This window comes from Maribellus mangrovi, assembly GCF_037646455.1.
GTDB lineage: Bacteria > Bacteroidota > Bacteroidia > Bacteroidales > Prolixibacteraceae > Draconibacterium > Draconibacterium mangrovi_A.
Map to the genome: position 1 here is coordinate 374100 of NZ_JBBIXN010000001.1, position 21227 is coordinate 395326.

Genomic DNA, 21227 nt, shown 5'->3' on the forward strand with positions numbered 1-21227 from the left:
TATATTGAAATCACTCCACTTTCCGATTGCGCAACAGCCAATCGCACTATAAAAATCAGTTCAACAAAAGCACGGATAATTCGTTACCCTACTTATTACCATTTTTTATAATTTAGTAATTCTATAATTCTACATTTCATTTATTAAAATCATGAAAAAATTAACTGCACTTACCTTCTTACTGGTCATAATGACCGGCGTTGTTATGGCCCAGGTTGATCTGACCTACCAAAAACCTCCGAAAGAAATACTGGAACTTGTGGATGCCCCATTGGCTCCTTCAACGGTTTTTGATTACAAAAACGAGAATATCGTTTTATTGTATCGCGATCAGTACAAGAGCATTGCTGAACTATCGGAAACTGAATTGCGTCTTGCCGGACTTCGCATTAACCCGGTAACTAACATCGGCAGCCGGAATGGGTACTATTACAACATCACGCTGATGAAAGTTGGCAATCCGGAAGAAACTCAGGTAAACGGTTTACCCGAAAATCCAAGAATGACCAACTTTTCATGGTCGCCCGACCAAAGTAAAATGGCCTTTACCAACACCATTGAAACCGGTGTTGAACTTTGGGTGCTTGATATTGCCTCAGCTAGTTGTAAAAAACTGACGGATGCAAGCTTGAATGCCAACATCGGAAGTCCTTTTGAATGGTACGAAACCGGAGATCAGTTACTTGTACGTTTCCTTCCCGACGACAGAAAACCGCTGATCGACAAAACAACAGCAGTGCCTACAGGTCCAAGGATTTCAGTCAGCGATGGCAGCAAAGCACAAAACCGCACATACCAGGACCTGCTAAAAGATCAAGCCGACGAATTTAATTTCGAGCAGTTACTTCGTGCTATAATTTACACCGTTGATCTTGATGGTAATAAACAACTTTGGAAAGAAACTGCCATGTATGCAGGACTTGAGTTTTCGCCTAACGGAGAATATGTGATGGTGGAAACTTTGCACCGGCCTTTTTCTTACCTGGTAACACTTAACCGATTTCCTCAGAAAACAACTATTTACGACAAAGACGGGAACCTGGTAAAAGTAGTTCGCGATGTTCCGCTGGAAGAAGTTCAGCCAAAAGGTTTTATGGCAACCACCAAAGAGATCAGGAGTATGAGGTGGCGTGCCGACAAACCGGCAACATTATATTATGCCAAAGCGCTCGACGAAGGTGATCCTGCAAACGAAGTGGAATTCCGTGATGAGATTTTCTCGTGGGACGCTCCGTTTGACGGCGAACCGAAATCGATATTGAAAACGCAACAACGCTATGTCGGAATTACCTGGGGGAATGACGAAATTGCAATTGCCCGCGACCGCTGGTGGAATACCCGTAACTCAAAAACGTATCTTTTTAATCCGTCCGATGCTGAAGCAGAACCGGAGATATTGTACGATTTAAACTACCAGGACCGCTACGCCGATCCGGGTTCGTTTGTAACCGAACGCAACGACCTTGGTAAATACACCTTGCTGATCGACAAAAACAAATTGTACCTTGACGGCACCGGGTATTCACCCGAAGGAATTCGCCCGTTTTTTAACGAGTTCGATCTGAAAACAAAAGAAACTACTAGCTTGTGGCGTGCTGATGGCAAAGAAACACTGGAGAGAATTTCAAGGGTGATCGATGCAAAAAAAGGAATTCTGCTTACCCGCGTGGAAACCAGTACGCAGTATCCTAACTATTACATCCGAAACATCAAAAAACGCATCGCTCCACAGCAGATCACCAATTTCAAAAATCCATTTGAAAGTATCCAGAATGTTCATAAAGAATTGATCACCTATAAACGCGATGACGGACTGGAATTATCCGGAACGCTTTATTTGCCGGCCGGTTACGACATGGAGAAAAAGGAAAAACTTCCAATGATCTTGTGGGCGTACCCACGCGAATACAAAGATGCATCAACTGCCGGACAGGTAACCAGTTCGCCGCATTCATTCACCCGCCCATATTACGGATCGATGGTTTACTGGGTAACACGCGGTTATGCCATCCTCGACGGTGCAGCATTTCCCATTGTAGGAGAAGGCGACGAAGAACCCAACGATAGTTTCCGTGAACAATTGGTTGCTAACGCGAAGGCAGCCATCGATGCGGTAGATGAACTGGGCTATATAGACAGTGACCGGGTTGCCGTTGGCGGACACTCTTACGGTGCTTTTATGACGGCCAACCTGCTTTCGCACTCCGATCTTTTTGCAGCCGGAATTGCACGAAGCGGAGCTTACAACCGTACTTTAACACCTTTTGGATTCCAAAGCGAAGAGCGTTCTTACTGGGAAGCGCCTGAAGTATACTATACCATGTCGCCATTCATGCATGCCGACAAAATGAAGACTCCTCTGCTGCTGATTCATGGTGAAGCCGATAATAACTCGGGTACCTATCCGCTGCAAAGCGAGCGTTATTTTAATGCGCTGAAAGGACTGGGTGCCCCGGTTCGTCTTGTAATGTTGCCAAAAGAAAGTCACGGATATGCCGCAAAAGAATCCATTCTGCATATGTTGTGGGAGCAGGATCAGTGGCTCGAAAAATATCTTAAAAACAAAGAATAGTACCTTGAAGCTGACCTAAGATCAGTTTTCAGGTTTAAATCCCTAAGATTAAAATTAGTCTTAGGGATTTTTTGTATTTTCAAGGACGTATTCTAACTAAAACCATAAAACCTGATGAAAAGAAGAAATTTTATTAAAAGCACTGCTGCCTCTGCTGCTGCGTTTTCCATTATTCCTGCTACCGTATTAGGCAAAAATGGAGGGATTGCCGCCAACGACAGAATTAATCTCGCTTTTATCGGAACGGGGAAACAAGGTTGTATCCTTCAGAATTTTTTTAAAGACCAAACCGAAGAAACTGTGACCATTGCCGCCAGCGATGTAGACAGTCGGAAACTGGATAAATTTGTTGGAATCGCAAAAGATGCCAATAAAAAACGCGGAAGCAATGTTGACATTTTCACTACAAACCATTACCGCGAAATTCTTGATCGCAACGATATAGATGCAATAGTAGTTGCCACACCGGACCACTGGCATGCCCAGGTGGCCATCGATGCCTGCAAAGCCGGCAAGGATGTGTATTGCGAAAAACCAATGGCGTACACCGTGGCTGAAGGCAGGGCCATGATAAATGCTACACGCAAGTACGATAGGGTGTTTCAAACCGGGAATATGCAGCGCTCAAGTTTTAATTTTCGCCAGGCCTGCGAACTGGTGGCAGGTGGTTATATTGGTGAAGTAAAAACGATAAATGCCTGCGTTGGTGGCCCTGTTGTTGCCTGCGATCTGCCCTCGATGGAGGCACCGGCATATCTCGACTGGAATCTATGGGTTGGACCGTCGCCTTACAGGGAGTTTAATCCCGTGCTTTCGCCACCGGTGGAAGAAGATATTTACCCCAACTGGCGGCTTTACCGTGATTTTGGAGGTGGAATGATCACCGATTGGGGAGCGCATATGTTCGACATTGGTCAGTGGGCTTTGCAAATGGACAACAGCGGACCAACTGTTTTTATTCCACCCAAACCGGGAAACACGCATGGACTTAAAATGATTTACGACAACGGCGTGGTGATGAATCATGTTGACCTGCCCATTGGCAATGGTGTGGAATTTATCGGAACCGAAGGACGAATAGAAGTGACACGCGGCTTCATAAAAACCTACCCCAATGAAAAGCTGGCTCAAATTGAAATTAAACCGGAAGATCGAAAACTTTATTTTAGCGACAACCATTACCAGGATTTCCTAGATGCCATGAGAAATCGTACCCGGCCTATTTCGGATGTTGAGACAGGACATCGTACCAGTTCGGTTTGTAACATTACCAATATTGCCTACACGCTGCAACGCTCATTGCAGTGGGATCCGGATGATGAAAAGTTTATCGGCGATCCTTCTGCCAGTTTAATGTTATCTCGTCCGTATCGGGGTAAGTGGGATTTCACTGATTATTAAAATGAACTTCCATAAACAAAGAACTAAGGGACAATTCAACCCTTAGTTTTTTTATGCCATTTTATTTCTTCTCTTCACAATAATACATTAAATGAATATCAATTCAACTTCTGCCCCACTTGCTTGTTGTTTGCTTTGTAACAATTTGATGAATTTTACAGCCTCATTAGAGATAGAATGCTCAAAATATTAAACAACAATCCGGGAATGCAATACCGCCGCTTTGGTAAAACCGAAGAACACCTGAGTGTGATTACACTGGGTGGAATGCGTTTTAAAAAAGGCTGGGACGATCCCCGAAATGAAATTCCGAAAGAGACGATGGAAGAGTGTCGCACTTCTGTGCAATTGGCTTTCGATGCCGGCATCAACCACATTGAAACAGCCTGGGGCTACAAAAAAAGCGAAACTGTTTATGGTAAAGTATTGAATGACGAACTGAAGATTCCACGCGATTCCTACTACCTGATGACCAAGGGAAATCCGATGACAGCTGAAGAAACCCGGGAATTGGTAGAAAAACAGTTAAACGACCTGCAGACCGATTATCTTGACTTTTATGGCTGGCATGGAATCAATAACCAGGAACTCTTAACCCAGAGTTGCAAATCCGGCGGAGCTGTTGAAGAACTGCTGAAACTAAAAGAGGAAGGCGTGATCCGACATGTAGGCTTTAGCACACACGCACCGCTTGAAGTAATCATCCGGGCCATTGAATCGGGACTTTTCGAATTTGTTAACCTGCATTACTACTATTTCGACCAGCGCAACCTGGCTGCTGTAAACATGGCCCAGGTAACCGATATGGGTGTTTTTATTATTTCGCCCAACGATAAGGGAGGCCAGCTTTTTAAAGCTCCCGCGAAAGTAAGAAATGCTACTGCCCCACTAACTCCTATCCAGTGGAATGCCCGGTTTTGTTTGCAAAACCCAGCTGTCCAAACACTTTCGTTTGGTATGCATCAAGCCCAACATTTCGAGGAAATGAAGGGTATTGTTCCTTTTTCAACTCCCTGGAGCAAAGCAGAACAGAACACAAAATTATTATTGGACAGTTACGTCAACGATGATCCTTACGCCACTTATGATGGTTACGACCTCCAACACGATGCCTCAGGAATAAACATTCCGCAGGTACTGCGTTTGCGCAAATTGTGGAAATGTTACGACATGAAAGAATACGCGAAATACCGCTATAAGATATTTGAGCAAAAAAGCCACTGGTTTCCCGGTGTTCTGCCTACATCCGATAAAATTGCACAAATCGACACTTCGAATATCCCGCCAAATATCCCGCTAAAAAAGCTACTTGCTGAAACACATAAAGAATTATTTATTCCGGAATTCAAATTGGTAAAAAATTAGTTACTTTCAGGAAAAATAAACCACTGTAACTAATCCTATGAAATCAAAGAAAACGCTCTTCGGAATTATCGTTCTGACTATTCTCTTTAGTTCTGTTAGCTCGATAGCACGCGATTACTACCAAATAAAAATTTATACTCTGGCAAGCAAAGCCCAAGAAAGTGTCGTTGATGATTATTTAAGAGATGCCTATTTACCGGCTCTCCACCGGGCCGGAATTAAAACTGTTGGCGTTTTTAAGCCCATTGAAGAGGATCCTGCTGCCGGAACAAAAATCTTTGTTTTCATTCCACTAAAAAATCTTGGCCAGATTGAATCGGTTGATGACAAGATCTTCGAAGACAAGGAATACCTAAAAAACGGTGAGGCTTATTTGGATGCCAAACATGATAATCCGCCGTTCGTTCGCATTGAATCAGTTCTTTTAAGGGCTTTTGAAAAGCATCCGGATTTTTTTGTTCCAGCTTATAAAACTCCAAAAAGCGATCAGATTTTTGAACTTAGAAGTTACCAGGGCCCAACCGAGAAACTTTGGCGCAGGAAAGTGCACATGTTCAATGAAGGCGGCGAATGTGCCTTATTTAAAAAACTACAGTTCAATGCCGTTTTTTACGGCGAGGTAATATCGGGTTCTGATATGCCTAACCTGATGTACATGACCTCTTTTCCAGACAAAAAATCAAACGATGAACACTGGGAAGCTTTCCGTAATCACCCTGACTGGAAAACACTAACGGATAAATCCGAATATGCCAATACGGTTTCGCATATTGATAAATGGTTGTGTCACCCAACTGCATATTCCGATATTTAATCATTTTGTATTCAGCGTTAGAAATCTGTATTTATAGACAATTCATTAGCAACAACCAATTTATGGAAGATTGGAGTATTTGGTATTTTTCAAAATAAACCTACTTTTGCGCCATGCTGTACCACAAAACATTCCGACATAAAACTTCGAATACCTGGGTCGTGTTTATACACGGTGCCGGTGGAAGTAATATTGTATGGTTCAGACAGCTGCGTGAATTCAAAAAACATTTTAATGTTCTGCTGGTGGATCTGCGTGGCCACGGAAAATCGAAAAAAGAATACACCAGGGAAGAGCAGTATAAATTCGACGAAATCGCTTTGGATGTGATCAACACCATGGATCACCTGCAGATCGAAAAAGCGCACATGGTTGGTATTTCATTAGGATGTATCGTTATCCGTGCCATCGATAAATTAGCGCCCGGTCGTGCCGAATCCATTATTCTGGGTGGTGCAGTCATTCAGTTTAATTCGCGTATAAAAGCGCTGTTGAATGTGGCCAAATTGCTAAATTCGATTGTGCCGTATATGTGGCTTTACAAGATCAATGCCTGGATACTGATTCCGTACAAAAAAGACATTGAATCGAGGAAGTTATTTATCAAAGAAGCTATTCGCCTGGGTGATAAAGAATTCAGGAAATGGTTAAAAATGTCGACCGAGATCAAAGATAACCTACAGGAATTCCTTAAAAAAGAAGCTTCGGCACCCGTGCTTTACCTGATGGGCGACCGCGATCATATGTTTTTACCCATGGTTTCGAACCTGGTACAAAAGCACTTCAACTCGCGCCTCGAAGTCATCGATAACAGTGGTCATGTTTGCAACATCGATCAGCCGGAGATTTTTAACCGACGCAGCATCGAGTTTATCAAAAGTATTTCGGGATAAAACAATTTAGTCATACCCTCACTGCTAGTGAGAGCATGACTTTTATGTTTTCAATCAGGCCGACTTTGCATCATCGGCACAACCTTCGCGGTATTCAGCAATAATTTTCTTTACATCGGAAGGAGCCACCCGACCAAAGGTTTTTTCGCCTACCGTTACTACAGGAGCCAGTCCGCAGGCACCCACGCAACGAAGGCAGTTGATCGAGAATTTTCCATCGTCAGTAGATTCACCAACTTCAACCTTTAACTGGCGCTTAAACTCGTTGAGCACCTGCTCGGCACCACGCACATAACAGGCTGTTCCCATACAAATCGAAATGGGAAATTCACCTTGCGGTATCATGGTAAAGAAGCTGTAGAAGGTTACAACACCGTACACTTTTGCTACCGACATGTTCAGTTCATGGGCAATGACTTCCTGCACTTCGGCCGGCAAATAGCCGAGTTTCTGTTGTACACGATGCAACACATTTATCAGCTCACTTTCTTTATTCTCAAATTCAACACAAATTGATTTAATGAGTCCAACTGTATTTTCTGCAAGTTTTATTTTTGGCATGATTGTTTGTTTAACTTGTTTAATCTAAATTAAAAACCTTCAATTCTTTTATTAACAGTCACTGGTCAACTGTCATTAGTCATTGGGAGGAAGAGCCAATAGATTTTATATAATTATTGTGTCTCTTACCAAGTTCATCCAATTTTGATACTAAATGAAGATGTACCTCATCATCGATCAAATTTCGATTTCTGGCTTTTTGTAACCAGGTTCGTGTCTCACTTTGAGATCCTCGGGAATAATACTGAAACTGCTTATTTTCTTTATAAAAGTATCTCCCGTATCCTTCTGAGATATTTGAAGCCATAGAGTCAGCAGCTTCCACTAACTGTTTTCCTGTTGTCCATTTATGAAAGCTTTCCCATTTATCGACAATAGAAAATACTTCCTCTCCTATTTCCATTGCCAGCTGATAAACAACTAAATCTTCTAAGCTCATGATAACCATCTTTTAAATCCTAATGACTTTTGACGAATGGCCAATGACTCCTAAGTCCTGTCGAAATACTCTGTATGCAGTAAAAGATGTGCTTTTTCGCTCATCGGTTCTCCCAGAAACTTTTCATACAACTCAATAATATGAGGATTTTCGTGTGACTTACGAATAGTTTTGTTCTTATCCTCCGTATACAAAGCTTTTTGCCTTTGCTTTAGAACGTTTACATTTCCGTGATGATAAGGTTGACCACCTCCACCGATGCATCCACCCGGGCAACTCATAATTTCAATGGCGTGGAACTCACTCTTGCCGGCCTGAATATCTTCCAGCAGTTTCCGGGCATTTCCAAGGCCATGGGCAATACCAATTTTTATCGGCAAGCCATCAAAATCAATGGTAGCTTCGCGGATGCCTTCCATACCTCGTAACTCCTCAAAATCGAGACGTGGCAATTCCTTTTTGGTGTGTACTTCGTAGGCTGTGCGAACAGCTGCCTCGATTACACCACCAGTTGTTCCAAAAATAACGCCCGCTCCGGTTGACTCTCCAAGAGGATTATCAAACTCTTCGTTGGGTAAGGATTTAAAATCGATATTCGAAAGCTTGATCAAAGCTGCTAACTCGCGTGTTGTTATGGCATAATCCACATCCGGATTGTCATTCACACTGAATTCTTCGCGACCACACTCGTATTTTTTAGCCACGCACGGCATAATCGAAACCACCACCAGATCTTCGCGTTTTACTTCCAGCTGATCAGCAAAAAAGGTTTTGGCAATGGCACCAAACATCTGCTGGGGCGAACGCGCTGTTGATGGAATATCCTTCATTTCCGGGAACTGGTGTTCGAAAAATTTCACCCAGGCCGGGCAGCAGGAAGTAAGTATTGGAAGTTTTACATCCTTGTCGCCGTTCAAATGTTTTCCGAGTCGATTAAGCAACTCTGTACCTTCTTCCATAATGGTAAGGTCGGCAGCGAAGTCGGTATCAAAAACATGATCGAATCCGAGTCGACGCAAGGCAGCCACCAGTTTTCCGGTAACCAGCGTACCGGCTTCCATGCCAAACTCTTCGCCCAAAGCAGCACGCACTGCAGGTGCAGTTTGAACGATCACAGTTTTTGTTGGATCCGATAAGGCACGAACCACTTTACCGGTTTCGTCAACTTCAGTCAGTGCTCCGGTCGGACAAACTGCAACACACTGTCCGCAATAAGTACAAACAGAGTGGTCGAGATTCATTTCGAATGCAGGAGAAACCACCGACTCGAAACCACGGTTTATGGCCGAAAGCACACCAACAGTTTGTACTTCGTTACACATCGTCTCGCAACGACGACACATGATACATTTATCCACCTCACGGATAATAGCCGGCGAGGTATCTTCGCGATATGTCGATTGTTCGCCTTTATAACGAATTTCGCGAATACCGAGGTTATGTGCCATATCCTGCAAATCACAGTTGCCCGATTTGGCACAGATCAAACAGTCGAAAGGATGATCGGAAAGAATCAATTCCATCACCGTACGGCGGGCATTGATCACACGCATCGAGTGCGTGTTGATTTCCATTCCTTCGTTAACTTCGGTGCAACAGGCAGGAGCCAGGTTTCGGCGCCCGTTCACTTCCACCACGCAAATGCGGCAACCTCCGGGTTTGTTTTCGATGTTCAGGTCATCCAGCTTCATGTGGCACAGGGTAGGAATATCGATTCCAACATCCGAGGCCGCTTCCAAAATTGTGGTGCCTTTTTTCACCACCAGTGGCTTGTTATCTATTGTTAGATTTATTGTATTCATAATAATTCAGAGTTTCCGGGTTAGCTAATTGTAATGGCGTTGAACTTGCATTTTTCGAGACAAACACCGCATTTTATACACAGACTGTGATCGATGTAATGAGGCTGACGACGTTCGCCCGAGATGGCTCCAACCGGGCAATTTCTGAAACAGAGTGTACATCCTGTACAGGCATCCTCAATAATATCGTAGCGCACCAGTGATTTACACTGCCCCGCCGGACATTTCTCATCCTGAACATGTGCCAGGTATTCATTCTCGAAATTACTGATTGTAGAGAGAACCGGATTGGGAGATGTCTGACCCAATCCGCAAAGCGCGGTGTCTTTTATAACAACACTCAATTCCTTTAATTTCTCGATGTCATCCTCCTCGCCTTTACCACGGGTAATTTTATCCAGAATTTCGTACAGCCTTTTGTTACCTACCCGGCACGGTGTACATTTTCCGCACGATTCTTCCAAGGTAAAATCGAGGTAGAATTTAGCAATGGAAACCATGCAATCGTCTTCGTCCATTACGATCATTCCGCCCGATCCCATCATTGAACCGGCAGAAAGCAAATTATCGTAATCGATCGGAATATCGAGGTGTTCGTTGGTGAGGCAGCCCCCTGAAGGACCACCGGTTTGAACCGCCTTAAATTTCTTACCGTTTTTAATGCCACCGCCAATGTCAAAAATCACTTCTCTTAAGGTCGTTCCCATTGGTACTTCAATCAATCCTACATTGTTGATCTTACCGGCCAGGGCAAACACTTTTGTTCCTTTCGACTTTTCGCTGCCGATACTACAGAACCACTTCGCTCCTTTGTTGATGATCACCGGAACATTGGCAAAAGTTTCTACATTGTTTACGTTGGTCGGTTTCCCCATGTATCCCGAAACCGAAGGAAATGGCGGTTTAAAAGTAGGTTCACCGCGCAATCCTTCCATCGAGTGGATAAGCGCTGTTTCCTCGCCGCAAACAAATGCTCCGGCACCATAACGCAATTCAATTTTGAAATTAAATCCTGTTCCCAAAATACCTTCGCCGATCAAACCATATTCTTCGGCTTGCTTAATAGCCACCTTCAGTCGTTGAATGGCCAGCGGATATTCAGCCCTGATATAGATCAATCCGGTATCGGCACCGATACAATACCCGCAAATCGCCATGGCTTCAAGCACGGCGTGCGGATCGCCTTCAAGGATCGAGCGATCCATAAAAGCCCCCGGATCGCCCTCATCAGCATTACAAACCACATATTTCTGGTCGTTCTCCACATTTTTTGTAATCTCCCACTTTAAGCCTGTAGGAAAACCACCTCCTCCCCGGCCACGAAGCCCGGAGTCTTTTATCTCTTTTATTACTTCATCGGGTGTGTGTTCAGACAAGCATTTCCCCAGTGCCTGATAGCCGTCGCGGGCAATGTATTCATCAATGTTTTCAGGATTAATAAAACCACAGTTCTTTAAAGCAATTCGAATCTGTTTTTTGTAGAAATCCATTCCTTTGGCATCGGGAATGTGCTTGGCAGTTTTTGGATCGGTATACAATAAATGTTCAACGGGCCTACCCTTTACAACGTGCTCTTCAATAATTTCAACCGCATCGTGCGGCGTAACCTGAACATAGAAGGTATTGTCGGGAAGTACTTTAATGATCGGGCCTTTTTCGCAGAAGCCAAAACACCCGGTCGACACCACCTGGACCTCATCCTGGAGATCGAACTCTTCAATCAGCCGGATCAGTTCTGTTTTTATCTCATCCGCCTGGGAAGCTTTGCAGCCGGTACCGCCGCAAATTAGCAGATGCATTTTGTAATCGGTCATAGTTTAAGGTTTTCAGTTTAATCGTCAATGGTTTTAAAATTTACAGGGATAATGCCGTCCACCAGTTCGCCGCGCTTGATGTAAGCGTCGATAATTTCGTGAACCTTTTCTTTGCCAACATGGCCAAAAACCACAGGTTCTTTGTTGGGCAGGATTACTTCAACGGTTGGTTCGGCGTAACAAAACCCCATGCAACCGGTTTGAGTTACCACCGCATCGATGGCTTCCTGTTCCAGTTCTTCAATAAAGTATTTCATGGTGTCCTTGGCACCCGAAGCAATTCCACAGGTGGCCATACCTACTTTAATCTGAACAAGCTGGCCGGAATTGTCGCTGTTCTCGCGAAGCTTGATTTTCGACTGGACCTCATCTTTCATTTTCCGAAGATCAGCCAGTGATTTAATTTTAGTCATATCGATTTTTTGAGTTATATAATTGCATTATGCAGTAGCCCCGATCTCTTCGAGGTTTACTTTTATCAGTTCAATAATTCCCATCCTAATTTCCTTTTCCTGCCACGATGCATCGCCAAGTGCCTCTTTCAATTCCGAGGTGCTGATACTGAATTCGCCTTTCTCCGTTTTGTGACGATAAATGAGTTGCCGATCGCGGTAGCTCAGGAACAACAGATACAGCGTATCCCAGATATCGCCCATAGGTGGCCGGTCGATGTTTGAAAGTTGAAATTCGGCTTTCAAGAAAGTACCTTTGTCGGGCACCGATTCCAACAGAAATTTTCCGCCTGAAGCCTCAGCATTTTGGTTCAGAAGAGGAAGTCCCAATCCCACTTTTCGGGTGGTTCTGGAAGTAAAGAACGGGTTGGTTGCCTGCATTAAAGTTTCTTCATCCATGCCGCAACCGTTATCGTTAATAGTCAGACTACAAAGGTCATTACTTTTGCTTTCTTCAACTATGATTTCAATCATTTTCGCCCTGGCGCGCACCGAATTCTGCACAATATCCAATATGTGTTCCGAGAGTGTTCTCATCGTTCTTCCACCCACCTTTCATTTTGACGATTCAGTGCCATGCGAACTTCTTCAAAACTGAGTTCCTGAATATGAAATACTGAATAATTCCTTCCAATCTGTTCCGCAAAATGAGCATCGGAATTGTAAACAAATGTAATCTCCTTTCCTAATCCATATTTTTCACAAACATCCTTCGCCGCTGTTTTGGAAGTTATTCCAAGCGCATCAAATTTCAAACCGGGAGGAATAAATCCAAGCTGGGTAAAAATTCCACCCATCGGGCGGGTAACATGGGCAGGGATGAATATTCCATTAAGCGCGTAAACTTTTTGCTGAATTTCGTTGATTCCTTCTTTAAGTGCCGTGGTTAAATAGTAAGGCACCATTTCCAGCACGTTTTCATCGGCATCAACCACCGGCTGGTACCCAAAGTGCCCGTCAGTATTCGGGATTTTTGTAATGTTGTCATCCAAATACTCCTGAAAAGCCTCCAGTTGTTCAGGCTCTTCAAAGAACGTCAGGCAGTGCACCTCTTCCTTTGTGGTTATCTCTGCCCCTGTTAACACATATATACCGTCAGTTTGAGCCAGATCTTTTATGACGACCGCATTTTTTGTTGAATTATGGTCGGTAATTCCAATCATCTGCAGCCCTGCCTCTTTGGCTTTTGCCACAATATTTCGCGGCGACATTTCCAGATCGGCACAGGGCGACAGCACAGTGTGAATATGTAAATCGGCCCTGAATGTTGGCATGCGTTTATTTTAACAGATCATACAACTTCCCGCTTATTTCGAAGGTACTCAGCGACGTTCCCAGAACAGGGATTCCTTCCTCATTACTGTACTTCACTGAGTCTTCTTCGGGCTCGAAACCTTTTACAAGAATTACAGCAGCCAGTTCTTTTAAGGAAGCAATAGCCATTACATTTTGGTGCGATTGCAAAGTGACCCAAACTTGTCCTTCGGATGCATTTCCCATCACATCGCTCAACAGGTCGGAAACATAACCACCGCTGATTTCATTTGTGAGTCCGGCTTCGCCACAATAAACAGTTAAGTTCAATTGATTTACAAGATCAGAAACCTTCATTTCTACCTCCTTTTTTATTACAGTCGGCGTCGAAACGATTTTCACCCCAGGTGCTTTCCAGGTTTCGCGTCGCCTTTTTTATATCGATTTTGTTTTCGTTCAAATAGCGGTTTTGCAGAAATACGCAATCGGTCATCTTTGCCTTTCCCTGTACCATATCTTCGGCCAGCGCATGGCAATTTGGTGCTCCGCAGGCTCCACAATCAATGCCCGGTAACTGGCAAAGTATTCGGTCCATCTTTCGAAGTTTATCCAATGCTTTTGTTCGGTCAGTATCGAGTGCAAAAACATAATTCGGTGATATCGGATCACCTTCGAGCGACCGTTTTATTTCCTCGCAATTCACACAAGCCAGGTCTTCTTCTCCTGCTTCCGGATATCGTTTCGAACGCTTCTGCAAACGTTCAACAGTAAGAAATCGGTTGCCGGTGAGCAATATTCCGCCGGCACATCCCTGGTGGCACGACTTCAATTCCAGGAAATCCAAATCGGGGACATCTTCATTCTCCATGCGTTCCAGTATCTTTACAACATTATGAATGCCATCCACCGCCATTGATTTCTGCTTCAAATGACGTGCCTCGCCCCGGGGCAAACTCCAGATGATCCCGTCACGGCGCAGGTATTTCCTCAGTCCACTGAAATCATTCACCTTATCTTTTGAGATCACCTGCATGGTGCGGTTATAGAAATCTTTCATGTTGATGAGCCCATCCACCACTGATTCTTTCTCTCCGAGCGGACGTTTTACAGCCGCCATTTTTGCCGAACAGGGAGAAATGTAAAACAATCCTATCTCTTCCCTGCCAATGCCCTGCTTTTTCAGTGTTTCGATAGCAAAAGCTGCAGCCAGATCGTGCGGAACCTTCAGGTGAATAATGTTATCGACCAGCGAAGGATATTTCGAACGAATCAGACGAACAATTGCCGGACAAAAAGAAGAGATCAGCGGTTTGCTTTCCGTTTTCTTTACCCGTTCCTTTATTTCGTCGACCAGCAAACTTATGGGTTGCTCCACCTCGAAAATGTGCGTAAAACCCAGTTTCTGGATTGCCTGATAAATCTGATCCTCGCTGTATTTTTCGTTGAATTGACCGATCATGACCGACGGGAAAAGTGCAACGCGGTATTTATACGCTTCAATCTGGCTTAAACTGTCGTGCTCCACATAAAATGCATTAACCGGGCAGGACCGCAAACAGTTGCCACAATCCACACAGCGATCGGCATTTATATTGGCCAGCCCGTTCTTTATCCGAATGGCCTCGGTTGGGCAGGTTTTCATACAATGAGTGCAACCAATGCATTTATCGGGATTTACTTTTATGGCATGATATGTCGTTTGTACTGTCATCCGTTTAAATCGTTCTTAAATTTCAGGCAGGTTCCTTTACCCAATTCGCTCTCGATGTGTAAGTCGTCGGCATTTTTCTTAATGTTCGGCAGGCCCATTCCGGCGCCAAATCCCATGTCCCTTACCTTTTTCGATGCTGTTGAAAACCCTGCCTGCATCGCCTGTTCAATGTCTTTGATTCCGGGGCCGGTATCTTTTACGGTAATTTCGATGTGATTGTCACTAATTTCAGCAACAATTTGCCCACCGTGTGAATGCGCCACTACATTTACTTCAGCTTCGTACACGGCAACCACAATACGTTTAATTACTTTCGGATTGACTTGCAATTGCTTCAGCACCCGTTTTATTTGGCTTGAAGCTTGTCCCGCCTGTGAGAAATCACCACTCGCTATGTCAAATTCCAACCTCATGTTAATACACTGCTTCCAAACCGTTAGTGAACAACACGCCACTCGCCCTGTAAATGGAGTACGGCGTTTCGAGAAGAACAAGGCCAACTTCGCGGGCCAGTTCAATCATTTCGGGACTTGCTTTTTTGTTACGGGCCAATAAAACAACTTCAATATCGGCCATTTCTGCAGTCCGGATCAACTGCGGATTGGTTAATCCCGTTATTAATAAAATGTTATCAGTTTCCAGGGTCAGCACATCGCTCATCAGGTCGGAACTAAAGGCTCGTTTCAGATCGTGTTTATGCACTTCATTTCCGACAATAAGCTTTGCCTCCGTAATTCGGATTATATCAGCTAGTTTCACCTTTCAATTTCTGGTTTATAAAATCGTTCAGGGTACAAATATAGTGCTAGCCAAGTTGATAACCACTATTTTAAATCAGCGGAAGCAGAATTTAAAATCATTAAAAACAAGAGTTATTTTTTATGCCTGATAAAATCCGTATTTTTAAATTCACAACCTAATAATTACTTATAATGATATACGATCAAGACTCATTTCTCACCGGTAATATCGATGATCCGGAAATCCACCAAAAGATCATTGATACCCTTCCGGTGCCGATTTTTTACCGCGATGTGAACAGTGTTTACCAAATGTGCAATGCAGCGCACGAAAGGTTTACCGGCAAAACGAAACAGCAGATTATTGGCAAATCGGTTTTTGAGGTGCATACCAAAGAAATGGCTGAGAAATATGCCCATCAGGATGCAGAATTGATCAATAATCCTGATGTACAGGTTTACAACACCCAGGTTCGGCATGGCGACGGAACATCGCACCATGTAATACTGAACAAAGCGGTAATTCGCGACAACGAGGGTAAAATAGTTGGAATTGTAGGATCGATAAACGACATTACCGATTTAAAAAAGACTGAACAACGTCTTGAAAAAGCTCAGGAATCGATGGAAGTTTCTTCGCAGATGATTCATAAAATTGCCGCCGGAATTGTAATGATGGACCGTAATTTTAAGGTGGTGGACTCGAACGAAAGTTTTGCGCGTCTGATGGGAGAAGAGACCGTAGAATTGTACGAAACCATTCCCGGGTTAAAAGGTGCCGATGTGAGCGGCCTGGTGCCCGACGCCGTTTTTAAAATGATGCAGGGTGTGTTGAATTCGGGTGAAGAAAAAACCGAGCGCGACCTGCGGTTTGCCAACAAACTCCTGCACGTATCGGTGGTAACCCTTTATAAAAACAGGGTGGTTGGGGCTGTTTTTCGCGATATGTCGGCTCCCATGCTGGTTCAGGACGAAATCATCAACCGTGCCCGCCGCATCAACAAACAAAATATTGAAACCGTTCAAAAAGTAGCTTTCCTGCTGGGCGAAAATGCCGCCGAAACCGAGGAGTTGCTCAACTCAATTATTGAAACCTACCGCTATGGAGACGAAGACAATTCCTGACTTTCACGTTGAAATTGATGTTCAGCAACAACGGCCGAAAGGAGAAACGGCCTGCGGCGATGTGTTTCAATCCAGCATTTTCAGAGAAGAAGGCAGAACGATCCTGGTGTTAAGCGATGGAATTGGTCATGGAATAAAAGCCAGTGTTCTGGCTACCCTTACATCGACTATGGCATTGAAATACACGCAGTTGCATACAAAACCCGAAATTGCGGCTAAATTTATTATCGAAGCTCTTCCCAGAAGTGCAGATAAGGAAAGCTACGCCACTTTTACGATTATTGAACTGGAAGACGATGGTCATGTACGCATCGTTAACTACGACAATCCATGCGTACTGATCATGAGAAACGGTGTTTCCATACAGCCCATAGAATACCGGCTAACAATTAAAGGTGAAGGTAACCGGGGAAAAGTTATGATGTGTAAAGAATTTATTGCACGAAAGGAAGACCGGATCCTGTTTATGTCGGACGGAATACCGCAGTCGGGGCTGGGGGACAAACGTTTTCCCATGGGCTGGGGAGTGGAACAGATTGAAACCTTTGTGTTGAACCAGATAAAACGCCAGCCCGATATTTCGGCCACAAAACTATCGCGTAAAATCATCAACCAGGCAATGATGAATGACAACTTTTCGGTAAAAGACGATGTAACTTCCGGAGTCATTTATTTCCGCGAACCACGAAAATTCATGCTCATTACCGGCCCCCCTTTTTACAAGATAAAGGATTACGATTTTGTGGGACGCATAAAAGATTTTGAAGGGAAAAAGATCATTTGTGGCGGAACTACTGCTGAAATCATTGCCCGCGAACTGAACCTTGATGTTGAAATTCAGCACGGAAATAAACATCTCGATAAGCTGCCGCCAAGTGCAACTATGGGTGGTTTCGAGATGGTTACCGAAGGAATTCTAACACTTGGTAAAGTGGAAGAAATACTGGAAAATTACGATAGCGACACACGGCTTGCCGACTCGCCGCCTGAAGAAGTGGTAAAGTTGCTTTTGCAACACGACAGCATCGACATTATTGTTGGAACACGCATCAACTGGGCACATCAGGATCCCGACCAGCCACTGGAACTGGAACTTCGCAAGTTTGTGATAAAACGAATTGTTAAATTACTGGTGCATAAATTTTTTAAAAAAGTTAAAGTGGAGTATGTATAAAACCTGATCAGGGAGTTTTTCGTTAAGGAAAGTGTAGCACCCATATAAAATGGCCCAAAAACAATTAATTATGAAAATAAAATTTAAGATAGCAACTGTTTTTTTGACGTTCGCATTTCTATTTTCTGGACTTGCATCACAGGCTCAGCACGACGCTTTTTTAATTGAAGGCCGGGTGGTCGATGAGAATGGAATAGCCATTCCTGATGTTTATGTTGTTAACTTGCGGAACCACGACAGAGACATTAGTCGAGATAATGGTGTTTTCACAATTTGGGTGGTTCCTTCCGATTCCCTGGTCCTCTCACACATTGCTTATACGCGGCGTGTGGCCAGCGTGCATTCCATTTTGGTGAATCCGCTCATTACGCTCATATCCGAGCATGTAAATGTACCCGAAATACGTATCAGTCCGGAACAGATCAGCGATCTAGACCGGGCAAATAAAAATATGGAATTCATCAACGAATACAAGGTTCCGGAATTCTCGAAGATCTCTTCCGATCAGCAAGATCCGGTAACATCCATTGTCACCGAACACAACAGCCTTTTACGAAGCGAGGCAACCTCATTAAGTCTTGTTCGGTTTTCCCCTTCCGACGTAATCGGAAAAGTATTTGTTAAAGCCAGAAACAAAGATCACCTGACCGATTATTCTTCTACCCGGAAAGTAAAAACGCCTCCTAAGGAAGTCGAAGAAACGGAAGGAAATTAACGTTCCGGCTCGGCATCAAATTTCTCGATAAAATCGGTTGATAATACCCTGAATTCAGTACGACGATTGATTGAGCGTGCAATTTCCTGTTGCTGTTCCGTCAGTTCGTTGATAAAAGCTTCTGTCAGTTCGTCACCGCGTTTAAGGAAATCGTACTGTTTAGCCAATTCGCGCGTTACGGTTTTCGGCCAGGTTTCGCCATAACCTTTAGCCACCAATCGTGCCGGGTTAATTCCTTTTTCAATCAGGTAATCAACAACACTCTGTGCCCGTTTCTGCGACAAATCAAAGTTGAACTGGTCGCTACCCACATGGTCGGTATGTGCCATCAATTCTATGGTAATGGTTGGATTGAAAATTAGTATCTGAACCAAGGAATCAAGCGAAGCCTTTGAACTTTCCATTAGCTCCCAGCTGCCAAATTCGTAACTGATATTTTCTACTTTTATAGGGGCATCGGTTGGTGTGAGGTACATTTTGAAACGGTAGTCCCTGCTTTCTTCCAAACCAATGGTACTTACTGCAGCTTTATCGCGCAAAAATCCGTCTTTAAAAGCTGCAAACACGTATTCGGTTTCGGGATTCAGGTTCATCTTAAAATTACCGTTGCGTGCTCGCACTTTCAGGTTGGTTCCGTCGGTAGCAATTACGCGCATTGTTGCACCGTCGAGCTTGGCATTGGTTTCTTTGTTGAACACATCAACTTCAATTTGGTACACTTTAGGCGGCACCATAAACTCATAGATATCGTCGCTCCCACCCTTCGATCCTTTACGATTGGATGAAAACATTCCTTTATTCTCGCCGGTAACAAAACCAATTCCGAAATCGTCAGAAGGTGAGTTCATTGGCGATCCCATGTTTTTGACCACCCAAACATTATCTTCGTTTTTTGTAGCCACAAATAGATCGAATCCCCCCATCCCCATGTGGCCGTTGGAAGCAAAATAAAGTTCACCGTTATCGCGGATAAAAGGAAACATTTCGTCACCTTCAGTATTAACGGCAGAACCAAGATTCACCGGTTTGCCGTACGATCCTCCGTCGGCTTCTACCATCCATATGTCTTTACCGCCCTGTCCGCCTGCCATATCGGAAACAAAGTACAGCGCCGTTTCGTCGGCACTCATTGCAGGGTGCGCAGCAACAATACTGTCGCCGGTCACTTCCAACTTTATCGGATCGGACCACGAACCGCGAGACTGAGAGGTAGAATAAAGTTCGGTTCCCATGGCTTGCGATTTATCGTAGCGGCAGCGGGTAAAAATCATCTGTTCTCCGGTTGATGATAAAGTGGCTGCCCCCTCTTCTTCTCCGGTATTGATGATCAGGTTTTCGTCGAGCAATTTCGGCTGCTGCCATTTCTGACGCTGCACACTAAAAGTCGCGCGAAAAAGGTCGGCATATTTCTGTCCGGTAATCATACTTTCTTTTCGTCCGGTTGCGGCTTTCCGTGTCGAAGTAAATATGATCTCGTTGTCGCGCCCACCCACAAAAACAGGTGCATAATCGCTTTCACGTGAATTGATCTGCTGTATCGGATTAATAATGTGACGCGTAGGATTCGCCACCCACTCCTGGGTTTTACGCATCGCTTCAATTCCGTCGAGAGCACGCTGATCTCCGGGCACCGAATCGAGGTAAGTGCGGTAAGTTTCGGTAGCTTCTTCGTAATCCTGAGTTATTCTCAGCATGTCGGCATAACGCAACAACGCTTCATTATCGGGGTAACCCAACCGTATGGCAAATTTGTAGTTCTGCGCCGCATATTCGTACATTCCAATAGCACGGTAACATTCAGCAAGTTTAAAAGCATAATCGATACGCTTGGTCCTACTCTTCTCTTTTTTGCGTGCTTTCTTGTATTGTTCAATCGCTTTATAATATTCACCAATGTCTTTCGAAAGTGTGGCTTCACGGCCATACTTTGCCGCCCCACATGCACTTAAGATTAAGATCAAAACAGAAAGAATTACTAATCTTATTTGCTTCATGCCCAGTTTTATTTCCGGAAGTAAACGTAAACTAATTTAATTATCAACAACTTTAAAATGTGCTATACAACAATAATCGACACATTTTCCAATTATCGATCCAAATGTATAAAAAAACGTAGATTGTATTTCTTTGTTGTAGGGAACATACATTATTTCATGTTAGGTGAAAATATTTGAAAGTTTATATCATTCGAGATATACTGATCACCCGACAGCCGTGCAAATTCAATTCAACAGGAAAATTTTGAGAGCCATCATGCAAAAATGATCGTCATCTGAAAACTGAAATATTTCCAAAGCAGCACCTTGCAAGGGTAATTCGACTCATATTTTTACCCAAGATTTTAATTTTTTTTATAACTTCAGCTCACAAACACCACCCAACATAAGCTGCATAC

20 protein-coding genes are annotated in these 21227 nt (G+C 43.8%); 8 read left to right on the forward strand and 12 right to left on the reverse strand.

Annotation, left to right across the window (positions count from 1 at the left end; translation table 11 throughout):
- The first annotated feature begins 151 nt into the window (after positions 1 to 151).
- The 5 genes from WFY05_RS01340 (at position 152) to WFY05_RS01360 (ending at position 7045) form a co-directional block, all read left to right on the forward strand.
- Positions 152 to 2572, forward strand: coding sequence for an alpha/beta hydrolase family protein (locus tag WFY05_RS01340; RefSeq protein ID WP_340110915.1), 2421 nt, complete (start codon positions 152 to 154; stop codon positions 2570 to 2572).
- 114 nt (positions 2573 to 2686) lie between these two features.
- Positions 2687 to 3973 (forward strand): Gfo/Idh/MocA family protein, encoded by a 1287-nt coding sequence (locus WFY05_RS01345; protein ID WP_340110916.1) that lies wholly within the window; start codon positions 2687 to 2689, stop codon positions 3971 to 3973.
- 177 nt (positions 3974 to 4150) lie between these two features.
- Positions 4151 to 5338 carry an aldo/keto reductase gene (locus tag WFY05_RS01350; protein ID WP_340110917.1) on the forward strand — a complete coding sequence of 396 codons (1188 nt, stop codon included), beginning with the start codon at positions 4151 to 4153 and terminating at the stop codon, positions 5336 to 5338.
- 37 nt (positions 5339 to 5375) lie between these two features.
- Positions 5376 to 6152, forward strand: coding sequence for an NIPSNAP family protein (locus tag WFY05_RS01355; protein WP_340110918.1), 777 nt, complete (start codon positions 5376 to 5378; stop codon positions 6150 to 6152).
- A 113-nt stretch (positions 6153 to 6265) separates the two neighbouring features.
- Positions 6266 to 7045: an alpha/beta fold hydrolase gene (locus WFY05_RS01360; protein ID WP_340110919.1), complete on the forward strand. Its 780-nt coding sequence runs from the start codon at positions 6266 to 6268 to the stop codon at positions 7043 to 7045.
- Positions 7046 to 7099: 54 nt separating this feature from the next.
- Here WFY05_RS01360 and WFY05_RS01365 read toward each other — a convergent pair whose 3' ends face one another.
- The 11 genes from WFY05_RS01365 to WFY05_RS01415 all read right to left on the reverse strand — a co-directional run bounded on the left by WFY05_RS01365 (position 7100) and on the right by WFY05_RS01415 (position 15837).
- On the reverse strand, positions 7100 to 7606 hold the full coding sequence (locus WFY05_RS01365; RefSeq protein WP_340110920.1) for an NADH-quinone oxidoreductase subunit NuoE family protein: 507 nt from the start codon (positions 7604 to 7606) through the stop codon (positions 7100 to 7102).
- A gap of 79 nt (positions 7607 to 7685) precedes the next feature.
- Entirely contained in the window at positions 7686 to 8045 is a 360-nt protein-coding gene (locus WFY05_RS01370; protein WP_340110921.1) for a four helix bundle protein, read from the reverse strand.
- Between the two features lie 50 nt (positions 8046 to 8095).
- Positions 8096 to 9847, reverse strand: coding sequence for an NADH-dependent [FeFe] hydrogenase, group A6 (locus WFY05_RS01375; RefSeq protein ID WP_340110922.1), 1752 nt, complete (start codon positions 9845 to 9847; stop codon positions 8096 to 8098).
- Between the two features lie 20 nt (positions 9848 to 9867).
- Positions 9868 to 11661, reverse strand: coding sequence for an NADH-ubiquinone oxidoreductase-F iron-sulfur binding region domain-containing protein (locus WFY05_RS01380; RefSeq protein ID WP_340110923.1), 1794 nt, complete (start codon positions 11659 to 11661; stop codon positions 9868 to 9870).
- Positions 11662 to 11678: 17 nt separating this feature from the next.
- Positions 11679 to 12074, reverse strand: a complete 396-nt coding sequence (locus WFY05_RS01385) for a (2Fe-2S) ferredoxin domain-containing protein (RefSeq protein ID WP_340110924.1) — start codon at positions 12072 to 12074, stop codon at positions 11679 to 11681.
- A 27-nt stretch (positions 12075 to 12101) separates the two neighbouring features.
- Positions 12102 to 12650, reverse strand: coding sequence for an ATP-binding protein (locus WFY05_RS01390; RefSeq protein ID WP_340110925.1), 549 nt, complete (start codon positions 12648 to 12650; stop codon positions 12102 to 12104).
- Positions 12647 to 13387: a PHP domain-containing protein gene (locus tag WFY05_RS01395; RefSeq protein ID WP_340110926.1), complete on the reverse strand. Its 741-nt coding sequence runs from the start codon at positions 13385 to 13387 to the stop codon at positions 12647 to 12649. Before WFY05_RS01395 ends, WFY05_RS01390 begins: the two co-directional genes overlap by 4 nt.
- Before the next feature lie 4 nt (positions 13388 to 13391).
- A complete protein-coding gene (locus tag WFY05_RS01400; protein ID WP_340110927.1) occupies positions 13392 to 13724 on the reverse strand; it encodes a DRTGG domain-containing protein in 333 nt (110 codons plus the stop codon).
- Positions 13711 to 15078 (reverse strand): [Fe-Fe] hydrogenase large subunit C-terminal domain-containing protein, encoded by a 1368-nt coding sequence (locus WFY05_RS01405; protein ID WP_340110928.1) that lies wholly within the window; start codon positions 15076 to 15078, stop codon positions 13711 to 13713. Before WFY05_RS01405 ends, WFY05_RS01400 begins: the two co-directional genes overlap by 14 nt.
- Entirely contained in the window at positions 15075 to 15491 is a 417-nt protein-coding gene (locus WFY05_RS01410; protein ID WP_340110929.1) for an ATP-binding protein, read from the reverse strand. The genes WFY05_RS01405 and WFY05_RS01410 overlap by 4 nt, the downstream gene beginning before the upstream one ends.
- Before the next feature lies 1 nt (position 15492).
- On the reverse strand, positions 15493 to 15837 hold the full coding sequence (locus WFY05_RS01415; protein WP_340110930.1) for a DRTGG domain-containing protein: 345 nt from the start codon (positions 15835 to 15837) through the stop codon (positions 15493 to 15495).
- Between the two features lie 173 nt (positions 15838 to 16010).
- Here WFY05_RS01415 and WFY05_RS01420 point away from each other — a divergent pair, with 173 nt between their 5' ends.
- The 3 genes from WFY05_RS01420 to WFY05_RS01430 all read left to right on the forward strand — a co-directional run bounded on the left by WFY05_RS01420 (position 16011) and on the right by WFY05_RS01430 (position 18832).
- Positions 16011 to 16943, forward strand: a complete 933-nt coding sequence (locus WFY05_RS01420; RefSeq protein ID WP_340110931.1) for a PAS domain-containing protein — start codon at positions 16011 to 16013, stop codon at positions 16941 to 16943.
- A complete protein-coding gene (locus tag WFY05_RS01425; RefSeq protein WP_340110932.1) occupies positions 16921 to 18117 on the forward strand; it encodes a SpoIIE family protein phosphatase in 1197 nt (398 codons plus the stop codon). The genes WFY05_RS01420 and WFY05_RS01425 overlap by 23 nt, the downstream gene beginning before the upstream one ends.
- A gap of 70 nt (positions 18118 to 18187) precedes the next feature.
- Positions 18188 to 18832, forward strand: a complete 645-nt coding sequence (locus tag WFY05_RS01430) for a hypothetical protein (RefSeq protein ID WP_340110933.1) — start codon at positions 18188 to 18190, stop codon at positions 18830 to 18832.
- Here the strand turns inward: WFY05_RS01430 and porE are convergent.
- Positions 18829 to 20826, reverse strand: coding sequence for a PorE family type IX secretion system protein (gene porE, locus WFY05_RS01435; RefSeq protein ID WP_340110934.1), 1998 nt, complete (start codon positions 20824 to 20826; stop codon positions 18829 to 18831). The genes WFY05_RS01430 and porE overlap by 4 nt on opposite strands.
- Between the last annotated feature and the right edge of the window lie 401 nt (positions 20827 to 21227).

What these genes read in the sequence shown, in the direction of transcription:
- WFY05_RS01395 (WP_340110926.1), bottom strand. Translation starts at nt 13,387, where the DNA reads ATGCCAACATTCAGGGCCGATTTACATATTCACACTGTGCTGTCGCCC.
- WFY05_RS01365 (WP_340110920.1), bottom strand. Translation starts at nt 7,606, where the DNA reads ATGCCAAAAATAAAACTTGCAGAAAATACAGTTGGACTCATTAAATCA.
- WFY05_RS01355 (WP_340110918.1), top strand. Translation starts at nt 5,376, where the DNA reads ATGAAATCAAAGAAAACGCTCTTCGGAATTATCGTTCTGACTATTCTC.
- WFY05_RS01405 (WP_340110928.1), bottom strand. Translation starts at nt 15,078, where the DNA reads ATGACAGTACAAACGACATATCATGCCATAAAAGTAAATCCCGATAAA.
- WFY05_RS01350 (WP_340110917.1), top strand. Translation starts at nt 4,151, where the DNA reads ATGCTCAAAATATTAAACAACAATCCGGGAATGCAATACCGCCGCTTT.
- WFY05_RS01425 (WP_340110932.1), top strand. Translation starts at nt 16,921, where the DNA reads ATGGAGACGAAGACAATTCCTGACTTTCACGTTGAAATTGATGTTCAG.
- WFY05_RS01400 (WP_340110927.1), bottom strand. Translation starts at nt 13,724, where the DNA reads ATGAAGGTTTCTGATCTTGTAAATCAATTGAACTTAACTGTTTATTGT.
- porE (WP_340110934.1), bottom strand. Translation starts at nt 20,826, where the DNA reads ATGAAGCAAATAAGATTAGTAATTCTTTCTGTTTTGATCTTAATCTTA.
- WFY05_RS01410 (WP_340110929.1), bottom strand. Translation starts at nt 15,491, where the DNA reads ATGAGGTTGGAATTTGACATAGCGAGTGGTGATTTCTCACAGGCGGGA.
- WFY05_RS01380 (WP_340110923.1), bottom strand. Translation starts at nt 11,661, where the DNA reads ATGACCGATTACAAAATGCATCTGCTAATTTGCGGCGGTACCGGCTGC.
- WFY05_RS01385 (WP_340110924.1), bottom strand. Translation starts at nt 12,074, where the DNA reads ATGACTAAAATTAAATCACTGGCTGATCTTCGGAAAATGAAAGATGAG.
- WFY05_RS01390 (WP_340110925.1), bottom strand. Translation starts at nt 12,650, where the DNA reads ATGAGAACACTCTCGGAACACATATTGGATATTGTGCAGAATTCGGTG.
- WFY05_RS01420 (WP_340110931.1), top strand. Translation starts at nt 16,011, where the DNA reads ATGATATACGATCAAGACTCATTTCTCACCGGTAATATCGATGATCCG.
- WFY05_RS01430 (WP_340110933.1), top strand. Translation starts at nt 18,188, where the DNA reads ATGAAAATAAAATTTAAGATAGCAACTGTTTTTTTGACGTTCGCATTT.
- WFY05_RS01375 (WP_340110922.1), bottom strand. Translation starts at nt 9,847, where the DNA reads ATGAATACAATAAATCTAACAATAGATAACAAGCCACTGGTGGTGAAA.
- WFY05_RS01370 (WP_340110921.1), bottom strand. Translation starts at nt 8,045, where the DNA reads ATGAGCTTAGAAGATTTAGTTGTTTATCAGCTGGCAATGGAAATAGGA.
- WFY05_RS01360 (WP_340110919.1), top strand. Translation starts at nt 6,266, where the DNA reads ATGCTGTACCACAAAACATTCCGACATAAAACTTCGAATACCTGGGTC.
- WFY05_RS01345 (WP_340110916.1), top strand. Translation starts at nt 2,687, where the DNA reads ATGAAAAGAAGAAATTTTATTAAAAGCACTGCTGCCTCTGCTGCTGCG.
- WFY05_RS01340 (WP_340110915.1), top strand. Translation starts at nt 152, where the DNA reads ATGAAAAAATTAACTGCACTTACCTTCTTACTGGTCATAATGACCGGC.